This window comes from Halorientalis pallida, from assembly GCF_049605515.1.
Classification (GTDB): domain Archaea; phylum Halobacteriota; class Halobacteria; order Halobacteriales; family Haloarculaceae; genus Halorientalis; species Halorientalis pallida_A.
In genome coordinates this window covers 2,027,634-2,043,628 of record NZ_CP187158.1, presented here as the reverse complement: position 1 = coordinate 2,043,628, position 15,995 = coordinate 2,027,634, and the positions used below count along the sequence as shown (strand labels likewise).

Here is a 15,995-nt window from a genome sequence, read left to right as displayed (position 1 = left end):
GCTGGTCGCAACCGAGTCACGTCGGGCGAGTACGGAGCGTCGAGTCGCGTGAATCGCCGGCCAGGAGCCGTGCCACCGAGGTGAGCCAGGAATGAGTGTCGTCGATAGAGCCGCACAAACCGACGAGGGCCAGTTCGACCAACTACCGGAGTTCGAGTTGGAGTGTATGTACGACGACTGGGACGAGCCGACGGAGGTGACGATCTTCTCGACCGCCGACGAGGACAGTCTCTACACGGCCTGGCTCACAGCGGACCGGGACCACGCCGTGTCGCTCGCCGACCTGCGGTAAGCGACTCGTTCTCCCACTCGAAAAGGGCTAAGTACTCACCGGCCGAACGGGCGTGCATGTGGGGTTCCCGGCGGAACCGGGACGGCGCGCAGGTCACCTGCATCGCCTGCGGTGACTCGGTCGCCCGGAGCGACGCACGCGAGTACGACAAACACGGCGACCGCTGGAACCGCGAGGACAAGGAGTTCGAGTTCCTCTGTAAACACTGTTATCGCGACCTCTGTCACCAGCCACGCGACGGGCTGGAGTCACTGCTCGTCGAGAGCCGCGCCGGCCACAGCGACCGGGAGGAGTTCATCGCGACGTTCTACGACCTGCTGGCCGACCGCGGTGACTCCCCCGAAGGCCGGGAGTCCTAGCGACGGGCGTCGACACGACTAACTACCGGGTTCCCCTACCGGGCCCCATGAGCGACCAAGCAGAGGCCGGCACTGCGGAAGGCCAGGGCCCCGTCGAGATCGACGAGGAGCTGGCCCGCCACCTCGCCAACAAGCGCGAGGAGTTGTTCGAGAAGTTCGACATCCGCGACGACTTCCCGCCAGCCGTCCGCCAGGAGGCCGAGGAACTGACCGACGACGTGCAAAGCGAGGTCGAGGCCGAACTCGACGACCGACAGGACCTCCGGGAGATGACCACCTGGACGACCGACCCCGTCGACGCCCAGGACTTCGACGACGCCATCTCCATCGACGTGCGCGACGACGAGATCGTCCTCTGGGTCCACATCGCCGACGTGACCCACTACGTCAACCCCGAAACCGAGATGTGGTCGGAGGCACTCAAGCGTGCCAACACCGTCTACCTGCCCGCCTACACCATCCACATGCTCCCGCCGGTGCTGGCCGAGACCGTCTGCTCGCTGGTCCCCCACGAGGACCGCCTGGCCCACACCGTCGAGATGCACCTCGATCCCGAGACGCTCTCCTACGAGACCATCGACATCTACAAGTCCGTCATCCGCAGTGACGCCCGGCTGACCTACGCCCAGGCCGAGTCCCTGCTCGACGACCCCGAGAGCGCCGACGACCTGCTTGAAGACCCCGAGGTCGACCTCGCGACCAAGTGCGAACAGGTCTGGGACCTGGCCGACCGGCTCCACGAACAGCGCAAAGAGGACGGCTCCCTCGTTCTCAACCCCCGGCGGGACCGCGCCCACACCATCATCGAGGAGTGCATGCTCAAGGCCAACAAGGCCGTCACACACACCCTCCAGTGGGACCGTGGCCTCGAAGCGATGTACCGGGTTCACCCACAGCCCACGCCCGACCAGTGGAACGAGGCACTGCAGGAGATTCAGGATCTGAACGGCGTCTCGGTGTCGGCCAGCCACGAGGACCCCCGCAAGGCCGTCAACGAGACCCTGGAAGAAGCGCCCGAACGCCAGCTCAACCAGATTCAACGGGCCGTCATGAAGGTCATGCCCCGCGCGAAGTACATGAGCGATCCCTTCGGCGGCCACCACGCGCTGAACTTCGAGATCTACGGTCACTTCACCAGCCCCATCCGCCGGCTCTCGGACCTGGTGAACCACTGGATCGTCTACACCGACGAGGTGGTCGCCGACCTCGGGGACCTCTGTTCACACGCCTCGGACAAGCAGAAAGACGCCGAACAGTGCGAACGCGAGTACCGCCAGTTCCTCGAAGAAGTCGGGCTCGACCCCGCGGCGGTCAACAACCGCGGGCTGGAAGTCGTGGAGGAAGACGACTAACCCAGCCACCCGACGGCGTCCAGCGCGAGTACGAGCGCCGCCAGAAAGACGTGTTCGCCGTCGATCACGAACCCGTAGAACAGCGGCCCGCGGTCCCGGGTCGCCAGCGGGACGTACGCCCCGACGTAGGCGTTGAACGCCAGCAAGAGCAGAAATCGGTGGGGGAGCAGGGACGTCCAGACGAGCGCGACGACCGCCGCCGCGGCCGCGAGGTTCACCAGTTGCGCGACCCGTCGCGTCGTCGCCGGGCCGTACCGCACCGGAACGGTGCTGATCCCCTCACGGCGGTCGCCGGGGATGTCTTTGATGTCGAAGACGACCGCCGCGGTCGTCAGCATGACCGTCACGTAGCCGGCGAAAAACACGAGCGTGGGCTGGAGCCGCCCGACGTAGACGCCGACGCCCAGCGGGACGATGCCCCACGAGACACCGACGAGCAGGTTCTTCACGAGGAACAGTCGCTTCAGCCGACCCAGCGAGTACAGACCCACGACGGCCGCGGGGAGCCAGAGGAACGGCGCGCCCGGCAGGCCCCGGACGAACGCCAGCCCGATGGCCCCGAGATACAGCGCCGCGCCGACCGCGGCCAGGGGCCGGCCGTACCGTCGGGTGAACGCCGCCCGACCGGGGACGTTGCGCTCGTCCTCCGCGAGGTCGGTGAGCCGGTTCCAGCTGTAGACGAACAGCGTGGCCGCGAAGACGATACAGATCGGCACGGGGTCCAGCGGGTACCGACAGAGCCGGCTGGCGGTCACGGCGACGCTCGCGGCCGCGAGCGCGATGAACACGTTGCTGTGGACGACGACGGCGATCGCACGGCTCACCGCCGGCCACACCGGCCCGAACCCCACGGTGTCACTCGTCATCGTCGGTCGAGAGGGGCCACGACGCGCGTGCCACGTGTGTTCGGGGGTCGCGACCAAACTCTCTCAGCCGAACGGATTCGGGACGCAGCTCGGCGGGAAACGACCGGCAAGCACCGGAACTAAATTATCGTATATAGAGCCGAAAATTAATTACGTGCGGCCCCGAGTGGACAGTCTACGATGGGGACGAGTAGCATGGGGGCGTCGCGGATCGAGGAGTACTACACGGAGAGCCACTTCGATTACAAGTTGCTCTGGGCGCTGGAGGACAGTCACGGGCTCCACGCGGGGTACCACGACGGGCGCGACCAGTCACACGCCGAGGCCATCGAGAACATGAACCGGGAACTGGCCGACCGGGCGGGGATCGGCGCGGACGATCACGTCCTCGACTGTGGCTGTGGCGTCGGCGGGAGCAGCGTCTGGTTGGCGACCGAACGGGGCGCGACGGTCACGGGCGTCGACATCGTCCCGTTGCAACTCCGGGAAGCTCGCAAACTGGCCGCCGAGGAGGGCGTCGCGGATCGGGCCACGTTCACACGCGGGGACTTCACCGACCTGCCGCTGGCCGACGACTCGGTCGACGTGGTCTGGGGTATCGAGGCGATCTGCCACGCAGATGATAAGACCGAGTTCATCGAGGAGGCCGCGCGCGTCCTCCGACCGGGCGGGCGTCTGATCGTCGCCGACGGGTTCCGCGCGGTCGATGCGATGACGCCCGGCGAACGCGAGTCGATGAACCGGTGGCTCGACGGCTGGGCGGTGCCGAACCTGGCGACGCTGGACGGCTTCGGTACGGCGCTGTCCGATGCCGGGTTCGAGACCGTCGAGACCGCCGACGAGACCGAACAGGTGCTGCCGTCCTCGCGGCGGCTCTACTGGGCCAGCCGGCTCCTCCGGCCGTTCGGCCGCGTCGCGAGCGCGGTCGGCCTGCGCAACGAGACGCAGGAAGACAACCGGCGCGCCGCCCGCTACCAGCACGAGACGCTCACGGACGGACTCTGGCAGTACGGGATCGTCTCGGCAAAACGGTAGGACCTCAGACGTTGTCGGGGGTTTCGGCGTCGTCTTCGACGGAGCGTTTCATCGAGTCACGCCGGCTCTTGGCGTCCCGACCCGTACACTCCTCGAGGAAGTCGTTTTTCGCGTCGACCGCGTCGGCCGCGGCGTCGGCCTTGCCCTCCGCGATGACGTCTTCGGCGGGCCGTTCCTCGAAGTCCACACCCAGCTTGTCCTTCTTGCCGTCGTACTCGACGGTGCCAGCGGTGATACGCTCGAAGACCGGGTTGTCCGGATCTTCGACGACGTAGAGGTCGCTGCCCTTGTACTCCTCGGTCCCCGACACCTCACCGAAGAAGTCCTCGATCTTGGCCTTCATATCCGGTACTCGCTCTTCGAGGTGCTCGCCCCGACGCATCTTGTACTCCCGCATGAGAGAACGTTTGGACAGGGTTCGGTTTACTCTTTTCGCGTCGCGTCCTCGGCCCGATGTTCGAGACTCCCCCGGTGACAGGACGGACAGAAGTCGCCCGCACGCAGCGAGGACTCCTCGACGAGCGTCGTGAACTCACACTCCGGACAGTAGAACTCGCCCTCCGGGACGGTGACCGTCGCCGCCCCCGCCGGTTCCACGTCGCTGTCGATCCGCTGGGTCAGGCTCTCGCCCGGTTCCCAGTCCTCACCGTCGCCCTCGTCCTCCTCGGGCCAGTCCACCTCCGGTGCCGTCGCGGATTCTTCCTCGTAGCCGTACTCGTCGGGCCACTCCTCGGTCTCCGGTTGCTCGGCCGCCGGCTCCGGTTCCTCGCTGTCCTCGACCGCCTCCGTGGCGGCCTGCTCGATCTCCGCCGGGTCCGGTTCGGCCTCCTCGGGCGCGGCCTCGTCCTCGGGCCACTCCCCGGGTTCGCGCTCCGGTTCCTCGTCGTCGTCGAGGATGACCGCGCCGTCGTCCTCGGCCGCCGACTCGTCCTCGACCCCCGTCTCGCCCGCGGTGGCGATGTCCGGTTCGGGCTCGGGTTCCGGTTCGGGCTCGTCGTCCGTCGCCGTGCCGTCACTGTCGCCGCCGGCGTCGAGCAGTTCCGCGTCGTCCTCGGCCGCGCTCATGTCCGGGCCGGGCGGGGGTGCCTGGGCGTCCGTTTCGGCCGCTTCGGGCTCGTCCGGTTCCGGCTCCGGGGTCGACGCCGGCGCTGGTTCGGCCTCGGTGTCGTCCTCGTCCGAGGCCGCCAGCGAGGTCACCTCCTTGTTCTCCGAGACGACCCGCCGCTTGCCACACCGCTCACAGACCTCGACTTCCTCGATGGTGATGACGACTTCGCTACCCTGTTCCTCGCGTTCCTCCTCGACCTCCGTCCCGCTGAACTTGTGCCCGAGTAGCGAACACTTGATAGCCATTGACACGATACTGGTCGCCCGCCAATCTTAAGCCTACTGCTTGGGTGTCTGACACCTGTCACTGCCGGCGAATCACGCCAGCAGTGACCGGACCGCGAATGATGGGCCGCTGGCACGTCTGTCCTGGCTCCCGCGGCGTCTCGAAGTCTTAAGACCCACCCGGCCGAACGGGTCCATATGAGAGCCAAGCGGGAGTACCGCGACCGTGACGAGACCCAGGTCGCGATACTCGACGCTCTCGCGGACCGCCGCGACGACGGGATGACGGTGTTCGAACTCCGGTCTCGGGTGGACGCGGACATCGACGAACTGGAGACGGCCCTCGCCGACCTCAAATCCGACGGGCTGATCGAGGCCACCGAGGAGGACGACCGCACCGTCATCCTCCCCGAGAACCACGCCATCGGCCAGTACGACCCCGACGACGAGCCCTCCCTGCTCGACCGGATCCGGTCCTGGCTCGGGCGCTGACGAATCCGGCAATTTAACGCCGCCGAGCGTCCATCGTCTCACAATGACTGTTCTCGAGGCCGTCCACGAGGCCCACGGTGCGACCTTCCGCGAGCAGGGAGGCCGTCGCGTCGTCGATCACTACGGTCGTCCGGAGCGAACCCACGCCGCCGTCCGCCGCGTCGTCGGCGTCTGTGAGTTCGGCTACGGCGTCGTCACCGTCACCGGCGACGACCGGATCGACTTCGTCGACAACGCCGTCTCCAACCGCGTCCCGTCGACCGACGGCCGGGGCGTCTACGCCCTCCTGCTCGACCCCCAGGGCAAGATTACGACCGACATGTACGTCTACAACGCCGGCGAGCGCCTGCTCGTGTTCACGCCGCCGGCCCGCGCCGACCCCATCGCCGAGGACTGGGCCGAGAAGACCTTCATCCAGGACGTGGAGATCGAAGTCGCCACCGACGACTTCGCCACGTTCGGCGTCCACGGCCCCAAGGCCACCGAGAAGATCGCCAGCGTCCTCAACGGTGCAGCCTCGCCCGACGAGGGCCTCGCGTTCGTCCGTGGCTCGATGGCCGACACCGGCGTCACCGTCATCCGTGACGACGGCCTGGCCGGCGAGGAGGGCTACACCGTCGTCTGCACCGCCGACGCCGCCGAAGACGTCTTCGACACGCTGGAGAACCGCGGCATGAACGCCGCGCCCTTCGGCTACCGCACCTGGGAGTCGCTGACGCTGGAAGCCGGCACGCCGCTGTTCGACACCGAACTCGAGGGCGAGATCCCCAACGTCGTCGGCGTCCGCAACGCACTGGACTTCGAGAAGGGCTGTTACGTCGGCCAGGAAGTCGTCTCCCGCGTCGAGAACCGCGGCCAGCCCAGCCGTCGCCTCGTCGGCCTGACCGCCGATGCGGTCCCCGAGTCCGGCGCGGCGGTCTTTGCCGGCGACAGCGCGGTCGGGGAAGTCACTCGCGCCGTCGACAGCCCGACCCGCGAGGAACCCGTCGCGCTCGCACTGGTCGACTACGACACCGCGGGCGACCTCACAGTCAGAATCGACGGCGAGGAACGGGCCGCCACCGTCGTCGACCTGCCCTTCGTCGAGGGCTCCGACGAGTCCGCCCGACTCCCGACCTACCCCGACGCCTGACGAACCGTTCGGCACAGCGACACGACGCCGGAACGTACTTGTCGAGTGACAGTGAATGTCTACCAATGGCTGGTCGCACCGACGGTCGCGGTGTCGTCGACGACTTCCGGGAGATCATCGACGTGGCCGGTGTTCCGGTGTACACGCTTGATCCGGACGGCTACCTCACGTTCGTCAACGCGACGCTGTGTGCCGAGTCGGGCTACACTCGCTCGTCGCTGATCGGGACGCACGTCTCCGAGTTTCTCCCCGAGCGCGACGTGAATCGGTGTCAGCGGGCGATCCGCGATCTGCTGGAGACCGGGGGCCGGACCCGCGAAGTCACCGTCGCGGTCGAGACCCAGGACGGCGGGTGGGTGACGGCGACGCTGGTCCTCTCCTTGCTCCCGCTCTCCAACGGGTTCCGTGGGACCGTCGGCGTCGTCCGCGACCTCGAACCCGGCCGCCCCGGCTAGCGCGAGAGGAGTGCCCGCAGTTGCTCGGTCGAAAAGAGCGTCGTCGGTCGATCCATGTGGACGGCGATCTCGCCCGAGAGCGCCCGCATGCCGGCGCGCTGGATCGGCTCCGGCACCGAGTAGCCCGCCCGGACCAGCTTCCCCAGTCGAATCTCGGTCCGCAGGTCCGCCCGCCAGGCGTCCTCGTAGTCGCCCAGCGTCCCCGGATCGGCGGGGTCGATCTCCCGGGCGGCGTGGTCGGCGGCCGTCATGCCGTAGAGGATGCCGCCGCCGGTGAACGGCTTGGTCTGGGCGGCCGCGTCGCCCAGCAGGAAACTCCGTCGGCCGGTGACTCGCGGTGGCGGGCCGATGGGGATCAGTCCCGAACACCGGCGGTCGGTCTCGACGCCGTAGGCGTCGGTGAACTCCTCGAACCGTGCCCGCACGTCGGCGCCCGGTGGCGTCGCGAGGCCGTACTCGACGCCGGCCTCGCCGCGGGGGATGCGCCACGCGAAGAACTCGGGGACGGTGAGATGCACGTCGACGAAGTCGTCGTGGTCGGGGTCGTCGGTGAACCCGAGGACGCCGTGGAGTAACTCCTCGGGATCGGGGAGGTCGAGTTCCGACCGCACGCGGGACTTCGGGCCGTCCGCGCCCGCGACCATGCGCGCCTCGTAGGTGTCGGTGCCGTTCGGCCCGCGCGCCCGAACCCGCACCGCGTCCCGTCCCTCGGTCACGTCGACCACCGTGTGTTCCTCCCGGAGGTCCGCGCCGGCGTCCCGCGCCGCCTCGGCCAGCGTCCGGTCCAGCCCGACCCGGTCGATGACGTTCGAGACGACCTCGTCCTTGTAGAAGGGGTGACCCTCGCTGTCGGGGCCGCCCGTGTGGAACCGCGCGCCGTACACCTCGTTCTGGAGGAGGTCGTCGCGAGCGCCAGCTGGGGTGTAGTCCCAGATGTCCGTACTGACGTGGCCCGAGCAGGCCAGGGGTTCGCCGACCCGCCCCTGCTCGAAGACGAGTACGTCGGCCCCGTCCGCGGCGGCCCGGCGCGCGAACCGCGAGCCCGCCGGTCCGGCCCCCACCACCACGAAATCGTACATACCTATTCGATGCCCGGCGACGCCCATATACCTTCTCGGTCGCGTCCGAGGCTTTATAGCCGGAAACGGAACCAGCCCTGGCCATGGTCTGACGTTCGCCGTGGCACGGTCCGCCGTCGCGCGACCGCCCGTGTCACGACCCGCCGCGGTCGCCTGTTCGCTACTCACCGTCGGAGACGGCTGTGTCGACGTTGCCGAAGACGAACCGCGTCCCCTGGTCGTACTCGCGATCCAGCGTGACGGTCCAGCCGTGGGATTCGGCCATCGTCCGGACGATGGAGAGTCCCAGGCCCGTGCCGTCGCCGCTGGTCGTGTAGCCGTACTCGAAGATGTCGTCGGCGTGTTCCTCGGGGATGCCGGGCCCGTCGTCGGCGACGTAGAAGCCGTCCGCGGTCGCCCCGACCTCGACTGTCACGTCGGGTGGGCCGTGTTCGACAGCATTCCGGACGACGTTCTCGAAGATCGTCAGGAGCTTCGAGCGGTCAGCCTGGAGCCGGCGGTCGTCGGTCACGGTCAGCGTCGCGCCGTCGGTGTCGACGTTCGCCCAGGCGTCGCAAGCGGTGGCTTCGAGGTCGACGGCCCCGGTCTCGTCGACGGTTTTGCCCTCGCGGGCGAGCGTGAGGATGTCGTCGACGATGTCTTCCATCCTGTCCAGCGAGTCCTGTGTCGAGGTGATCCGGCCCTCGGCGCGGTCGCGGTGTTCGGGTGTCACGTCCCACTCCTCGAGTTCCAGCGCCAGCGCCTCCGTCTGGCCACTGGCGACCGTGATCGGGTTGCGCAGGTCGTGAGAGATGGTCGTCGCCACCTGATCGAGACGTTCGTTCTGCTTCTGGAGTTGCCAGCGCGACTGTTCGAGATCCGTCACGTCGCGAAACAGGATCGCGTACCAGCCGACTGCTCCCGACCGACCGCGGGTGATCGGCGTCGTCGTGACCGAGTAGTGGTGTTCGGTCCCGCCACGAGCGAGCGTGATGCGGTCGGTCGTCCCCGCTTTGCCGCCTGCCGGCAGTTCGATCCGGTCGGCGAGCGAGGGGAACGCCGCGGCGAAGGGTGCACCCTTCTTCTCGGGGAGGGCCGGCCAGGTGTCCAGCGCCGCGGCGTTGTAGTCGACGAGGCGACGGTCGTCGTCCAGGACGAGCACCGGGTCCGTGAGGTGTTCGACGACTGCGTTGCGTGCGACGGGCAACACGTCGAGCAGGTCGAACCGGAACAGTCCGAACGTAGAGAAGACGACGTAGGGCAGTGCGCCGAACGTGGCGTGGTGTAAGCCGTCGGCAGGCAGGAGACCTGCCTGGCCCAGCAGTTCCGCGACGCCGATGGACAGCCCACCGAGCAGGATCAACAGGACCTGGGTTCCCGAGCCAGTGCCCGTCGCCAGCAGATAGTTCGTCAGGACGAACCAGCTGTACCCGATCAACCCCAGCAAGACGGTGAGGATGACGACCAGGCCGACACCGTGTTCGATGACGACGTACGGGAAGGGGTCGGTCACGACGACGAGATCGGTCCACAGCAGGTTCGTGACGCCGAGGAAGTTCAGTGGTGCCAGCACGAACAGGCTCCCCATCACCCCGACCAACGTGGCCTGGACGCTCCGTCGCTCGTGGAACTCCCGGCCGGTGTAGATCGAGACGAAGACGATGTACGCCGCGAACGACGCGAACAGCAACAGCGCCTCGACGATGGCGACGAGCCGCTGGAGCTGGGGGTCTCGAAGCAGGAGGTGGAGGAAGGTGCTGGCCATCCAGAACGCGCCGACGCCGAGGACGCCGGCGAACCACCTGGCACCGCGGCGCTCCCAGCGGTTCGAGTAAATCCAGTAGAGCAGCGACGACCCCGTGACAAGCGTCACTATCGGCCAGGCGAGATACGCGAGCCACACCACCGACGATCCCACAGTGTCTGAACGTCGGTGATCCGCTACATGAAACCTCGACCGATATCAGCACGTGATAACGTGGGTCACGGTCGGATTCACGGCTCAGTCGCTCGGTTCCGCCATCGCCGGTCCGCTCCACCACTCACCGTCGAACCCCGTGAAAACGAGCCGGGTCCCCCGCTCGTACTCGCGATCCAGTGTGACGGTCCAGCCGTGGGATTCTGCCATCGTCTTGACGATGGAGAGACCCAGCCCCGTCCCACCGTCACTGGTGGTGTAGCCGTACTCGAAGACGTCGTCGGCGTGTTCCTCGGGGATGCCGGGACCGTCGTCGGCGACGTAGAAGCCGTCGACGGTCGGGCCGACCTCGACGGTCACGTCGGCGGGCCCGTGATCGAGTGCGTTGCGGAAGCAGTTCTCGAAGATCGTCAGGAGCTTCGAGCGGTCGGCCTGGAGCCGGCGGTCGTCGGCGACGGTCAGCGTGGCGTCGTCGGTGTCGACGTTCGCCCAGGCGTCGCGGGCGGTGGCAGCCAGCGCGACGGGTTCGGTCTCGTCGACGGTCTTGCCCTCGCGGGCGATGGTGAGGATGTCGTCGATGATGTCTTCCATCCGGTCTGTGGCGTCCTCGACGCTCTCGATTTCGTCGTGGAGTTGCTCGCGCTCCGTGGCCTCGATGTCCAGGGCGTCGATACGGGTCTCGATCAGTTCGAGGCGACCCGTCGTCACGCTGATCGGGTTGCGGAGGTCGTGGGAGATCGTCGATGCGACCTGATCGAGGCGTTCGTTCTGTTTCCGGAGTTGCCAGCGGGACTGTTCGAGTTCCGTGATGTCCCGCAGGAGGATCGAGTACCAGCCGGTCTCCTCCCGGCTACCCTTCGAGACGGCCGAGACGGTGATCGAGTAGTGACGGTCCTGCCCGTCGTAGGTCAGCGAGAGTTGCTGTGTCGTATCCTCCGCCCCGGGCGGGACGGTGACGGTCTCGCACAGCGCCGGACAGACCCGCTCGAAGGCCGCCGGCACCTCCTCGGCGACCCCGGGCCAGACGTGCGTGGCCGCCTCGTTGAAGTCGACGACGCGCCGACGGTCGTCGACGACCAGCATGGGGTCCCTGAGGTCCTCGATGACGGTGTTGCGCGCCACCGGCTTCACGTCGAGCAAGCCAAAACGGAACAGCGAGACGGCGGTCAGCAGGTAGAAGGGGAGCAGGCCAAACGCCGCGTGGCTGAACCGGAGCGGGAGAGCGGATGTGTATTGACTGATGGCGTCGAGCGTCATGATCGACAGCGCACCGATGATGAACAACGTCAGTTGCACGCTGGACTGGCGACGCGTGGCCAGCAGATGATTCACCATCAGGTAGATACCGTACGCCGCCGGCACCTGAATGAGGACGATAATCGCCGCGAACACCGGCCCACGCTCGACCACGAGGTAGGGGAACGGCTCGGCAACCATCTCGAAGTGTGCGAACAGGAGCTGATGCGATCCGTTCGTCGGTGCGAGCACCAGATACACCACGACCGCCGCACCGAACAACCCCTGGACGGCTCGCTTCCGGTGGAGGTCGTTCCCGGTGTACGTCGAGACGAACACGACGAACGCCCCGACGGTCAGGATGGCGCTGAACGCGCCGAGCACGTAACTTACCCGTCTGCCCGCTGGTCCGACGGGGAGCAGGAAGACGACGATAGTCAGTGCCCAGGCCAGGCCCGTCCCGAGCATGAGCAGGAACCACCGGGCCCCGTCCCGATCCCACTGCCGGGTGTACACCCAGTAGCCGACGGCTGTCTGGGTCACCGCAGTCACAACGAGGACCCCGACGTAGATCGCCCACAGCCCGACCCGACTCTCCGCCATGGGCCCCATTCAGGACTGTAGTATTTCAAGTGTTGTCCCGGTTCTCAGTGCTGAAAGACGAGCAGGCCGAACCCGGCCGCTCGCGGGTCGTCCCTCTCACGGACTCTGCCCGTTCGAGTCGCGGTCGAAGACCGCGCACTCCCCGCTCGCGTGTTCGGGAATCCTCACTTCGTTCGGATTCCCTAATCGTCCCCAGCCCCAGTCGCTTCCGCGTCGCCCTCTGCGACCGCCGGCTCCCGGTCGCTTCGGGGCCCCTCCAGTTCGACCGCGGGCAACAGGTCACGCAGGTATCGCCCGGTGTGGGACGCCTCGGTACGGGCGACCTGTTCCGGCGTCCCCGTGGCGACGACTTCGCCGCCGTTCTCCCCGCCCTCGGGCCCGAGGTCGACGATGTGGTCGGCGTTCTTCACGAGGTCGAGTTCGTGTTCGATCACGACCACCGTGTTGCCGTCGTCGGTCAACCGGTGGAGTACGTCGATCAAGCGCCGCTCGTCTTCGGGGTGGAGGCCCGTCGTGGGTTCGTCCAGCAGGTACAGCGTCTCGCCGCTGTCTTTCTTCCCGAGTTCCTCGGCCAGTTTCACGCGCTGGGCCTCCCCGCCGGAGAGCGTCGTCGAGGGCTGGCCCAGCCGCATGTAGCCCAGGCCAACGTCTTTCAGGAGTTTCAGCCGCCGGCGGATCTGCGGGTGACTCTCGAAGAAGTCGTAGGCCTCGGCGACGCTCATCTCCAGCACGTCGGCGATGGTCTCGCCCTTGTAGGTCACGTCCAGGGTCTCGTCGTTGTAGCGGGCCCCGCCACACTCCTCGCAGGGCACCTGCACGTCGCTGAGGAAGTTCATGTCGATCTTGACGGTGCCCTGCCCGCCACACTCCTCACACCGGCCGCCCTTGACGTTGAACGAGAACCGCCCTTTCTCGTAGCCGCGCTGTTTGGCCAGCTTGGTGTCGGCGAACAGCTCCCGGATGTGGTCGAAGACGTTGGTGTACGTCGCCGGGTTCGAGCGCGGGGTCCGCCCGATGGGCGACTGGTCGATCAGCCGGACGGTCTCGATCTGGTCCAGCCCCTCGATGTCGTCGTGGTCGCCGGGATCGACGGACGTGTTGTCGTTCATCCGGCGGGCCAGTCCCTTGTAGAGTACGTCGTGCATCAGCGTGGACTTGCCCGACCCGGAGACGCCCGTGATGGCCGTGAAACAGCCGACGGGGAGGTCGACGTCCACGTCGTCGAGATTGTGCTGGCGCGCGCCACGGATCGTAACCGTCCCGTCGGGGTCGCGCCGTTCCCCGGGCACGTCGATGAACCGGTCGCCGTCGAGGTAGTCGCCGGTGATCGACTCCTCGCAGTCCTTGACTTCCTCGACGGAGCCGTTGACGACGACCTCGCCGCCCTGCTTGCCCGGGCCCGGCCCCATGTCGATGATGTTGTCGGCCCGCCGCATCGTCTCGGTGTCGTGTTCGACGACGAGCAGGGTGTTCCCGAGGTCCCGCAACTCCTCGAGCGTGTTCAGCAGGCGGTCGTTGTCCCGCTGGTGGAGGCCGATGGATGGCTCGTCCAGCACGTACAGCACGCCGACCAGCCCGGACCCGATCTGTGTCGCCAGTCGGATGCGCTGGCTCTCGCCGCCCGACAGGGTCGAGGCCTCCCGGTCGAGCGTCAGGTACTCCAGGCCGACCTCGCACATGAACCCGAGGCGGGCGCGGATCTCCTTGAGGATCTCCTCGGCGATCTTGGTGTCGCGCTCGTCCAGCCCGTCTTCCATCCCCTCGAAGTGGTCGAGGGCGTCGCCGATGGACATGCGGTTGACTTCGGTGATGCTCGTGTCGGCCACCAGCACCGCGCGGGACTCGGCCTTGAGTCGGGTCCCCTCACAGGCCGGGCAGGTGGTGACGGCCATGTACTCCTCGATGTGCTCGCGGGCGCGGTCGCTGTCGGTCTCGACGTGGCGACGCTCCAGGTTGTTGATGACGCCCTCGAACCGCTCGGTCTTCTCGCGGGTGCCGTTCTTGGTCGTCCACTCGAAGTGCACGAGGTCGTCGGTGCCGTAGAGGAACTGCCGCTGGATCGACTCGTCGAGGTCCGCCCACGGTGTGTCCAGGTCGACCCCGAAGTGTTCGGCCACGTTGTCCAGTTGCCGGGAGTAGTAGGTCCGGTTGTAGCTCCATGGCTCGAAGACGTTCTTCAGGGGCTTTTCCGGGTCCTGGATCACCAGGTCCTCGCTGACCTCCTTGGTCGAGCCGATCCCCTCACACTCCGGACACGCACCGTGGGGCGAGTTAAAGGAGAAGCTCCGGGTCTCGATCTCGGAGATGTCGATGCCGCAGTGCGTGCAGGCCAGATCCTCGGAGAACTCGACGACGAGGCGGTCCTCGGCGGCGTCCTCGCCGTCTTCGTCGGCATCGGCGAGGTCCCCCGTCGAGCGTGCGCTCGCGCCGCCCAGTTCGGCGTCCTCGGGCGGGTCCGGCAGGATCACCTTCAGAACCCCCTCGCCCTCGTCGAGGGCGGTCTCGACGGAGTCGGTGATCCGCGAGCGCGCGTCGTCGCTGACCTTCACGCGGTCGACCACCACGTCGACGGTGTGGTCGTAGTTCTCGTCGAGGTCGGGTCGGTCCATCGTCAGGTCGTAGCTCTCGCCGTCGACCTCGACGCGGGCGTACCCCTCGCTCACTAGTCCTTCGAACAGGTCCTCGAAGGCTCCCTTCTGGTCGCGGACGACGGGCGCGGCGATCTTCGCGCGGGTGCCCTCCGGCAGGTCGAGAATCCGGGAGACCATGTTCTGGGCGCTCTGCTCGCCGACTTCCCGACCACACTCGGGACAGTGGGGCGTGCCGACGCGGGCGTAGAGGAGGCGCAGATAGTCGTGGAGTTCGGTGACGGTGCCGACCGTCGAGCGCGGGTTGTTGGCGGCGTTTTTCTGGTCGATGGAGATGGCGGGGGAGAGCCCCTCGACGTTCTCGACCTGGGGTTTGTCCATCTGGCCCAGGAAGTTGCGGGCGTAGGCGCTGAGCGATTCGATGTAGCGCCGCTGGCCCTCCGCGTAGACCGTCTCGAACGCCAGCGAGGACTTCCCCGACCCCGACAGCCCCGTCACGACCGTCAACTCCTCGCGTGGAATCGTCACGTCGACGTCCTTGAGGTTGTGTTCCTCGGCCCCGCGGACCTCGATGTGCTCTCTGGTCATTGTACGCGGTCAGGGCCCGGTCCAGTGAAACCCTGTCGGTTCCCGCCAGCGGGGGGTTCGAGGAAAAGGCTCATGCAGACGGGATTTGACGGCCAGGTATGGCGACCGCGAGCGAGTACGACATCGAGGGGCTGGCCCTCACCGACGACAGCTACACCGTCGAACAGAGCCTGATCCGCAACAAGTACAAGGCGATGGATTCGAGCGGTGGCGTCGTCCTCCGGGGCAAACAGAAGCTGTTCAAGCTCAAGGAGAAGTTCCCGTTCGTCGACGACCAGGGCGAGGACGTCTTCGAGGTCGAGGCCACCGGCATGCTCGACGTGGCCGGCAACTACGTCCTGCGTGACTCCCGGACGGACGAGGACCTCGTCGTGCTGGACAACGACTTCTCGATCTTTCAGGACACCTGGACCATTCGGGACGCCGAGGACGGACACGAACTCGCTCGCATCGACTCCCGGGGTGCCGTGGTCACCCTCGCGCGGAACCTCCTCCCCTTCGGCTGGCTGATCCCCCACAAGTACGAGATCACCGACGCGTCCGGGGCCCACGTCGGCACCATCGAGGGCCAAATCTCGTTCCGGGACCGCTACGAGATCACCATCGACGACGCGAGCGCGGTCCCGAAAGAGCCCATCGTCGCCGCCGCGATGGTGATCGACGCGATCCAGGGGAACTGACGCCCGTCC

At 67.2% G+C, this 15,995-nt stretch carries 15 protein-coding genes; 8 read left to right on the top strand and 7 right to left on the bottom strand.

Annotated features, from left to right (window positions below):
- The first annotated feature begins 91 nt into the window (after positions 1-91).
- Genes ACOZ4N_RS11995 through ACOZ4N_RS11985 form a run of 3 tightly spaced genes read left to right on the top strand, consistent with a single transcriptional unit; the run spans position 92 to position 2,003 of the window.
- Complete coding sequence (locus tag ACOZ4N_RS11995) at positions 92-292, top strand: DUF7511 domain-containing protein (RefSeq protein WP_092693706.1); 201 nt, start codon at positions 92-94, stop codon at positions 290-292.
- A gap of 56 nt (positions 293-348) precedes the next feature.
- On the top strand, positions 349-651 hold the full coding sequence (locus ACOZ4N_RS11990) for a DUF7562 family protein (RefSeq protein WP_424016615.1): 303 nt from the start codon (positions 349-351) through the stop codon (positions 649-651).
- 47 nt (positions 652-698) lie between these two features.
- The gene (locus tag ACOZ4N_RS11985; RefSeq protein ID WP_424016614.1) at positions 699-2,003 is read left to right on the top strand and encodes an RNB domain-containing ribonuclease; all 1,305 of its coding nucleotides are present in this window, start codon (positions 699-701) and stop codon (positions 2,001-2,003) included.
- Here ACOZ4N_RS11985 and ACOZ4N_RS11980 read toward each other — a convergent pair.
- Positions 2,000-2,869, bottom strand: a complete 870-nt coding sequence (locus tag ACOZ4N_RS11980) for a UbiA family prenyltransferase (protein ID WP_424016613.1) — start codon at positions 2,867-2,869, stop codon at positions 2,000-2,002. The two genes, ACOZ4N_RS11985 and ACOZ4N_RS11980, sit on opposite strands and share 4 nt — an antisense overlap.
- 180 nt (positions 2,870-3,049) lie before the next feature.
- Here ACOZ4N_RS11980 and ACOZ4N_RS11975 point away from each other — a divergent pair, with 180 nt between their 5' ends.
- Entirely contained in the window at positions 3,050-3,904 is an 855-nt protein-coding gene (locus tag ACOZ4N_RS11975; protein WP_424016612.1) for an SAM-dependent methyltransferase, read from the top strand.
- A gap of 4 nt (positions 3,905-3,908) precedes the next feature.
- On the opposite strand, the gene ACOZ4N_RS11970 is transcribed toward ACOZ4N_RS11975, so the two are convergent.
- Positions 3,909-4,301 carry a DUF5611 family protein gene (locus tag ACOZ4N_RS11970; RefSeq protein ID WP_424016611.1) on the bottom strand — a complete coding sequence of 131 codons (393 nt, stop codon included), beginning with the start codon at positions 4,299-4,301 and terminating at the stop codon, positions 3,909-3,911.
- 26 nt (positions 4,302-4,327) lie between these two features.
- A complete protein-coding gene (locus ACOZ4N_RS11965; protein ID WP_424016610.1) occupies positions 4,328-5,257 on the bottom strand; it encodes a DUF7093 family protein in 930 nt (309 codons plus the stop codon).
- Positions 5,258-5,434: 177 nt separating this feature from the next.
- On the opposite strand from ACOZ4N_RS11965, the gene ACOZ4N_RS11960 reads away from it, so the two are divergent.
- From ACOZ4N_RS11960 to ACOZ4N_RS11950, 3 genes are all read left to right on the top strand, one after another.
- The gene (locus ACOZ4N_RS11960) at positions 5,435-5,728 is read left to right on the top strand and encodes a DUF6432 family protein (protein ID WP_424016609.1); all 294 of its coding nucleotides are present in this window, start codon (positions 5,435-5,437) and stop codon (positions 5,726-5,728) included.
- A gap of 43 nt (positions 5,729-5,771) precedes the next feature.
- Positions 5,772-6,860, top strand: a complete 1,089-nt coding sequence (locus ACOZ4N_RS11955; protein ID WP_424016608.1) for an aminomethyltransferase family protein — start codon at positions 5,772-5,774, stop codon at positions 6,858-6,860.
- 65 nt (positions 6,861-6,925) lie between these two features.
- The gene (locus ACOZ4N_RS11950) at positions 6,926-7,315 is read left to right on the top strand and encodes a PAS domain-containing protein (RefSeq protein ID WP_424016607.1); all 390 of its coding nucleotides are present in this window, start codon (positions 6,926-6,928) and stop codon (positions 7,313-7,315) included.
- On the opposite strand, the gene ACOZ4N_RS11945 is transcribed toward ACOZ4N_RS11950, so the two are convergent.
- The 4 genes from ACOZ4N_RS11945 to uvrA all read right to left on the bottom strand — a co-directional run bounded on the left by ACOZ4N_RS11945 (position 7,312) and on the right by uvrA (position 15,306).
- On the bottom strand, positions 7,312-8,394 hold the full coding sequence (locus tag ACOZ4N_RS11945) for a geranylgeranyl reductase family protein (RefSeq protein ID WP_424016606.1): 1,083 nt from the start codon (positions 8,392-8,394) through the stop codon (positions 7,312-7,314). The two genes, ACOZ4N_RS11950 and ACOZ4N_RS11945, sit on opposite strands and share 4 nt — an antisense overlap.
- A 160-nt stretch (positions 8,395-8,554) precedes the next feature.
- Positions 8,555-10,291: an ATP-binding protein gene (locus ACOZ4N_RS11940; protein WP_424016605.1), complete on the bottom strand. Its 1,737-nt coding sequence runs from the start codon at positions 10,289-10,291 to the stop codon at positions 8,555-8,557.
- Positions 10,292-10,375: 84 nt separating this feature from the next.
- Complete coding sequence (locus ACOZ4N_RS11935; RefSeq protein WP_424016604.1) at positions 10,376-12,130, bottom strand: histidine kinase N-terminal 7TM domain-containing protein; 1,755 nt, start codon at positions 12,128-12,130, stop codon at positions 10,376-10,378.
- Positions 12,131-12,312: 182 nt separating this feature from the next.
- On the bottom strand, positions 12,313-15,306 hold the full coding sequence (gene uvrA / locus ACOZ4N_RS11930) for an excinuclease ABC subunit UvrA (RefSeq protein ID WP_424016603.1): 2,994 nt from the start codon (positions 15,304-15,306) through the stop codon (positions 12,313-12,315).
- A gap of 98 nt (positions 15,307-15,404) precedes the next feature.
- Here uvrA and ACOZ4N_RS11925 point away from each other — a divergent pair, with 98 nt between their 5' ends.
- Positions 15,405-15,986, top strand: a complete 582-nt coding sequence (locus ACOZ4N_RS11925) for an LURP-one-related/scramblase family protein (RefSeq protein WP_424016602.1) — start codon at positions 15,405-15,407, stop codon at positions 15,984-15,986.
- Positions 15,987-15,995 lie beyond the last annotated feature (9 nt).

Excerpts from the sequence above, each read along its gene's own strand:
- ACOZ4N_RS11995 (WP_092693706.1), top strand. The coding sequence starts at position 92 with ATGAGTGTCGTCGATAGAGCCGCACAAACCGACGAGGGCCAGTTCGAC.
- ACOZ4N_RS11950 (WP_424016607.1), top strand. The coding sequence starts at position 6,926 with ATGGCTGGTCGCACCGACGGTCGCGGTGTCGTCGACGACTTCCGGGAG.
- ACOZ4N_RS11980 (WP_424016613.1), bottom strand. The coding sequence starts at position 2,869 with ATGACGAGTGACACCGTGGGGTTCGGGCCGGTGTGGCCGGCGGTGAGC.
- uvrA (WP_424016603.1), bottom strand. The coding sequence starts at position 15,306 with ATGACCAGAGAGCACATCGAGGTCCGCGGGGCCGAGGAACACAACCTC.
- ACOZ4N_RS11975 (WP_424016612.1), top strand. The coding sequence starts at position 3,050 with ATGGGGACGAGTAGCATGGGGGCGTCGCGGATCGAGGAGTACTACACG.
- ACOZ4N_RS11970 (WP_424016611.1), bottom strand. The coding sequence starts at position 4,301 with ATGCGGGAGTACAAGATGCGTCGGGGCGAGCACCTCGAAGAGCGAGTA.
- ACOZ4N_RS11935 (WP_424016604.1), bottom strand. The coding sequence starts at position 12,130 with ATGGCGGAGAGTCGGGTCGGGCTGTGGGCGATCTACGTCGGGGTCCTC.
- ACOZ4N_RS11955 (WP_424016608.1), top strand. The coding sequence starts at position 5,772 with ATGACTGTTCTCGAGGCCGTCCACGAGGCCCACGGTGCGACCTTCCGC.
- ACOZ4N_RS11985 (WP_424016614.1), top strand. The coding sequence starts at position 699 with ATGAGCGACCAAGCAGAGGCCGGCACTGCGGAAGGCCAGGGCCCCGTC.
- ACOZ4N_RS11945 (WP_424016606.1), bottom strand. The coding sequence starts at position 8,394 with ATGTACGATTTCGTGGTGGTGGGGGCCGGACCGGCGGGCTCGCGGTTC.
- ACOZ4N_RS11990 (WP_424016615.1), top strand. The coding sequence starts at position 349 with ATGTGGGGTTCCCGGCGGAACCGGGACGGCGCGCAGGTCACCTGCATC.
- ACOZ4N_RS11965 (WP_424016610.1), bottom strand. The coding sequence starts at position 5,257 with ATGGCTATCAAGTGTTCGCTACTCGGGCACAAGTTCAGCGGGACGGAG.
- ACOZ4N_RS11960 (WP_424016609.1), top strand. The coding sequence starts at position 5,435 with ATGAGAGCCAAGCGGGAGTACCGCGACCGTGACGAGACCCAGGTCGCG.
- ACOZ4N_RS11925 (WP_424016602.1), top strand. The coding sequence starts at position 15,405 with ATGGCGACCGCGAGCGAGTACGACATCGAGGGGCTGGCCCTCACCGAC.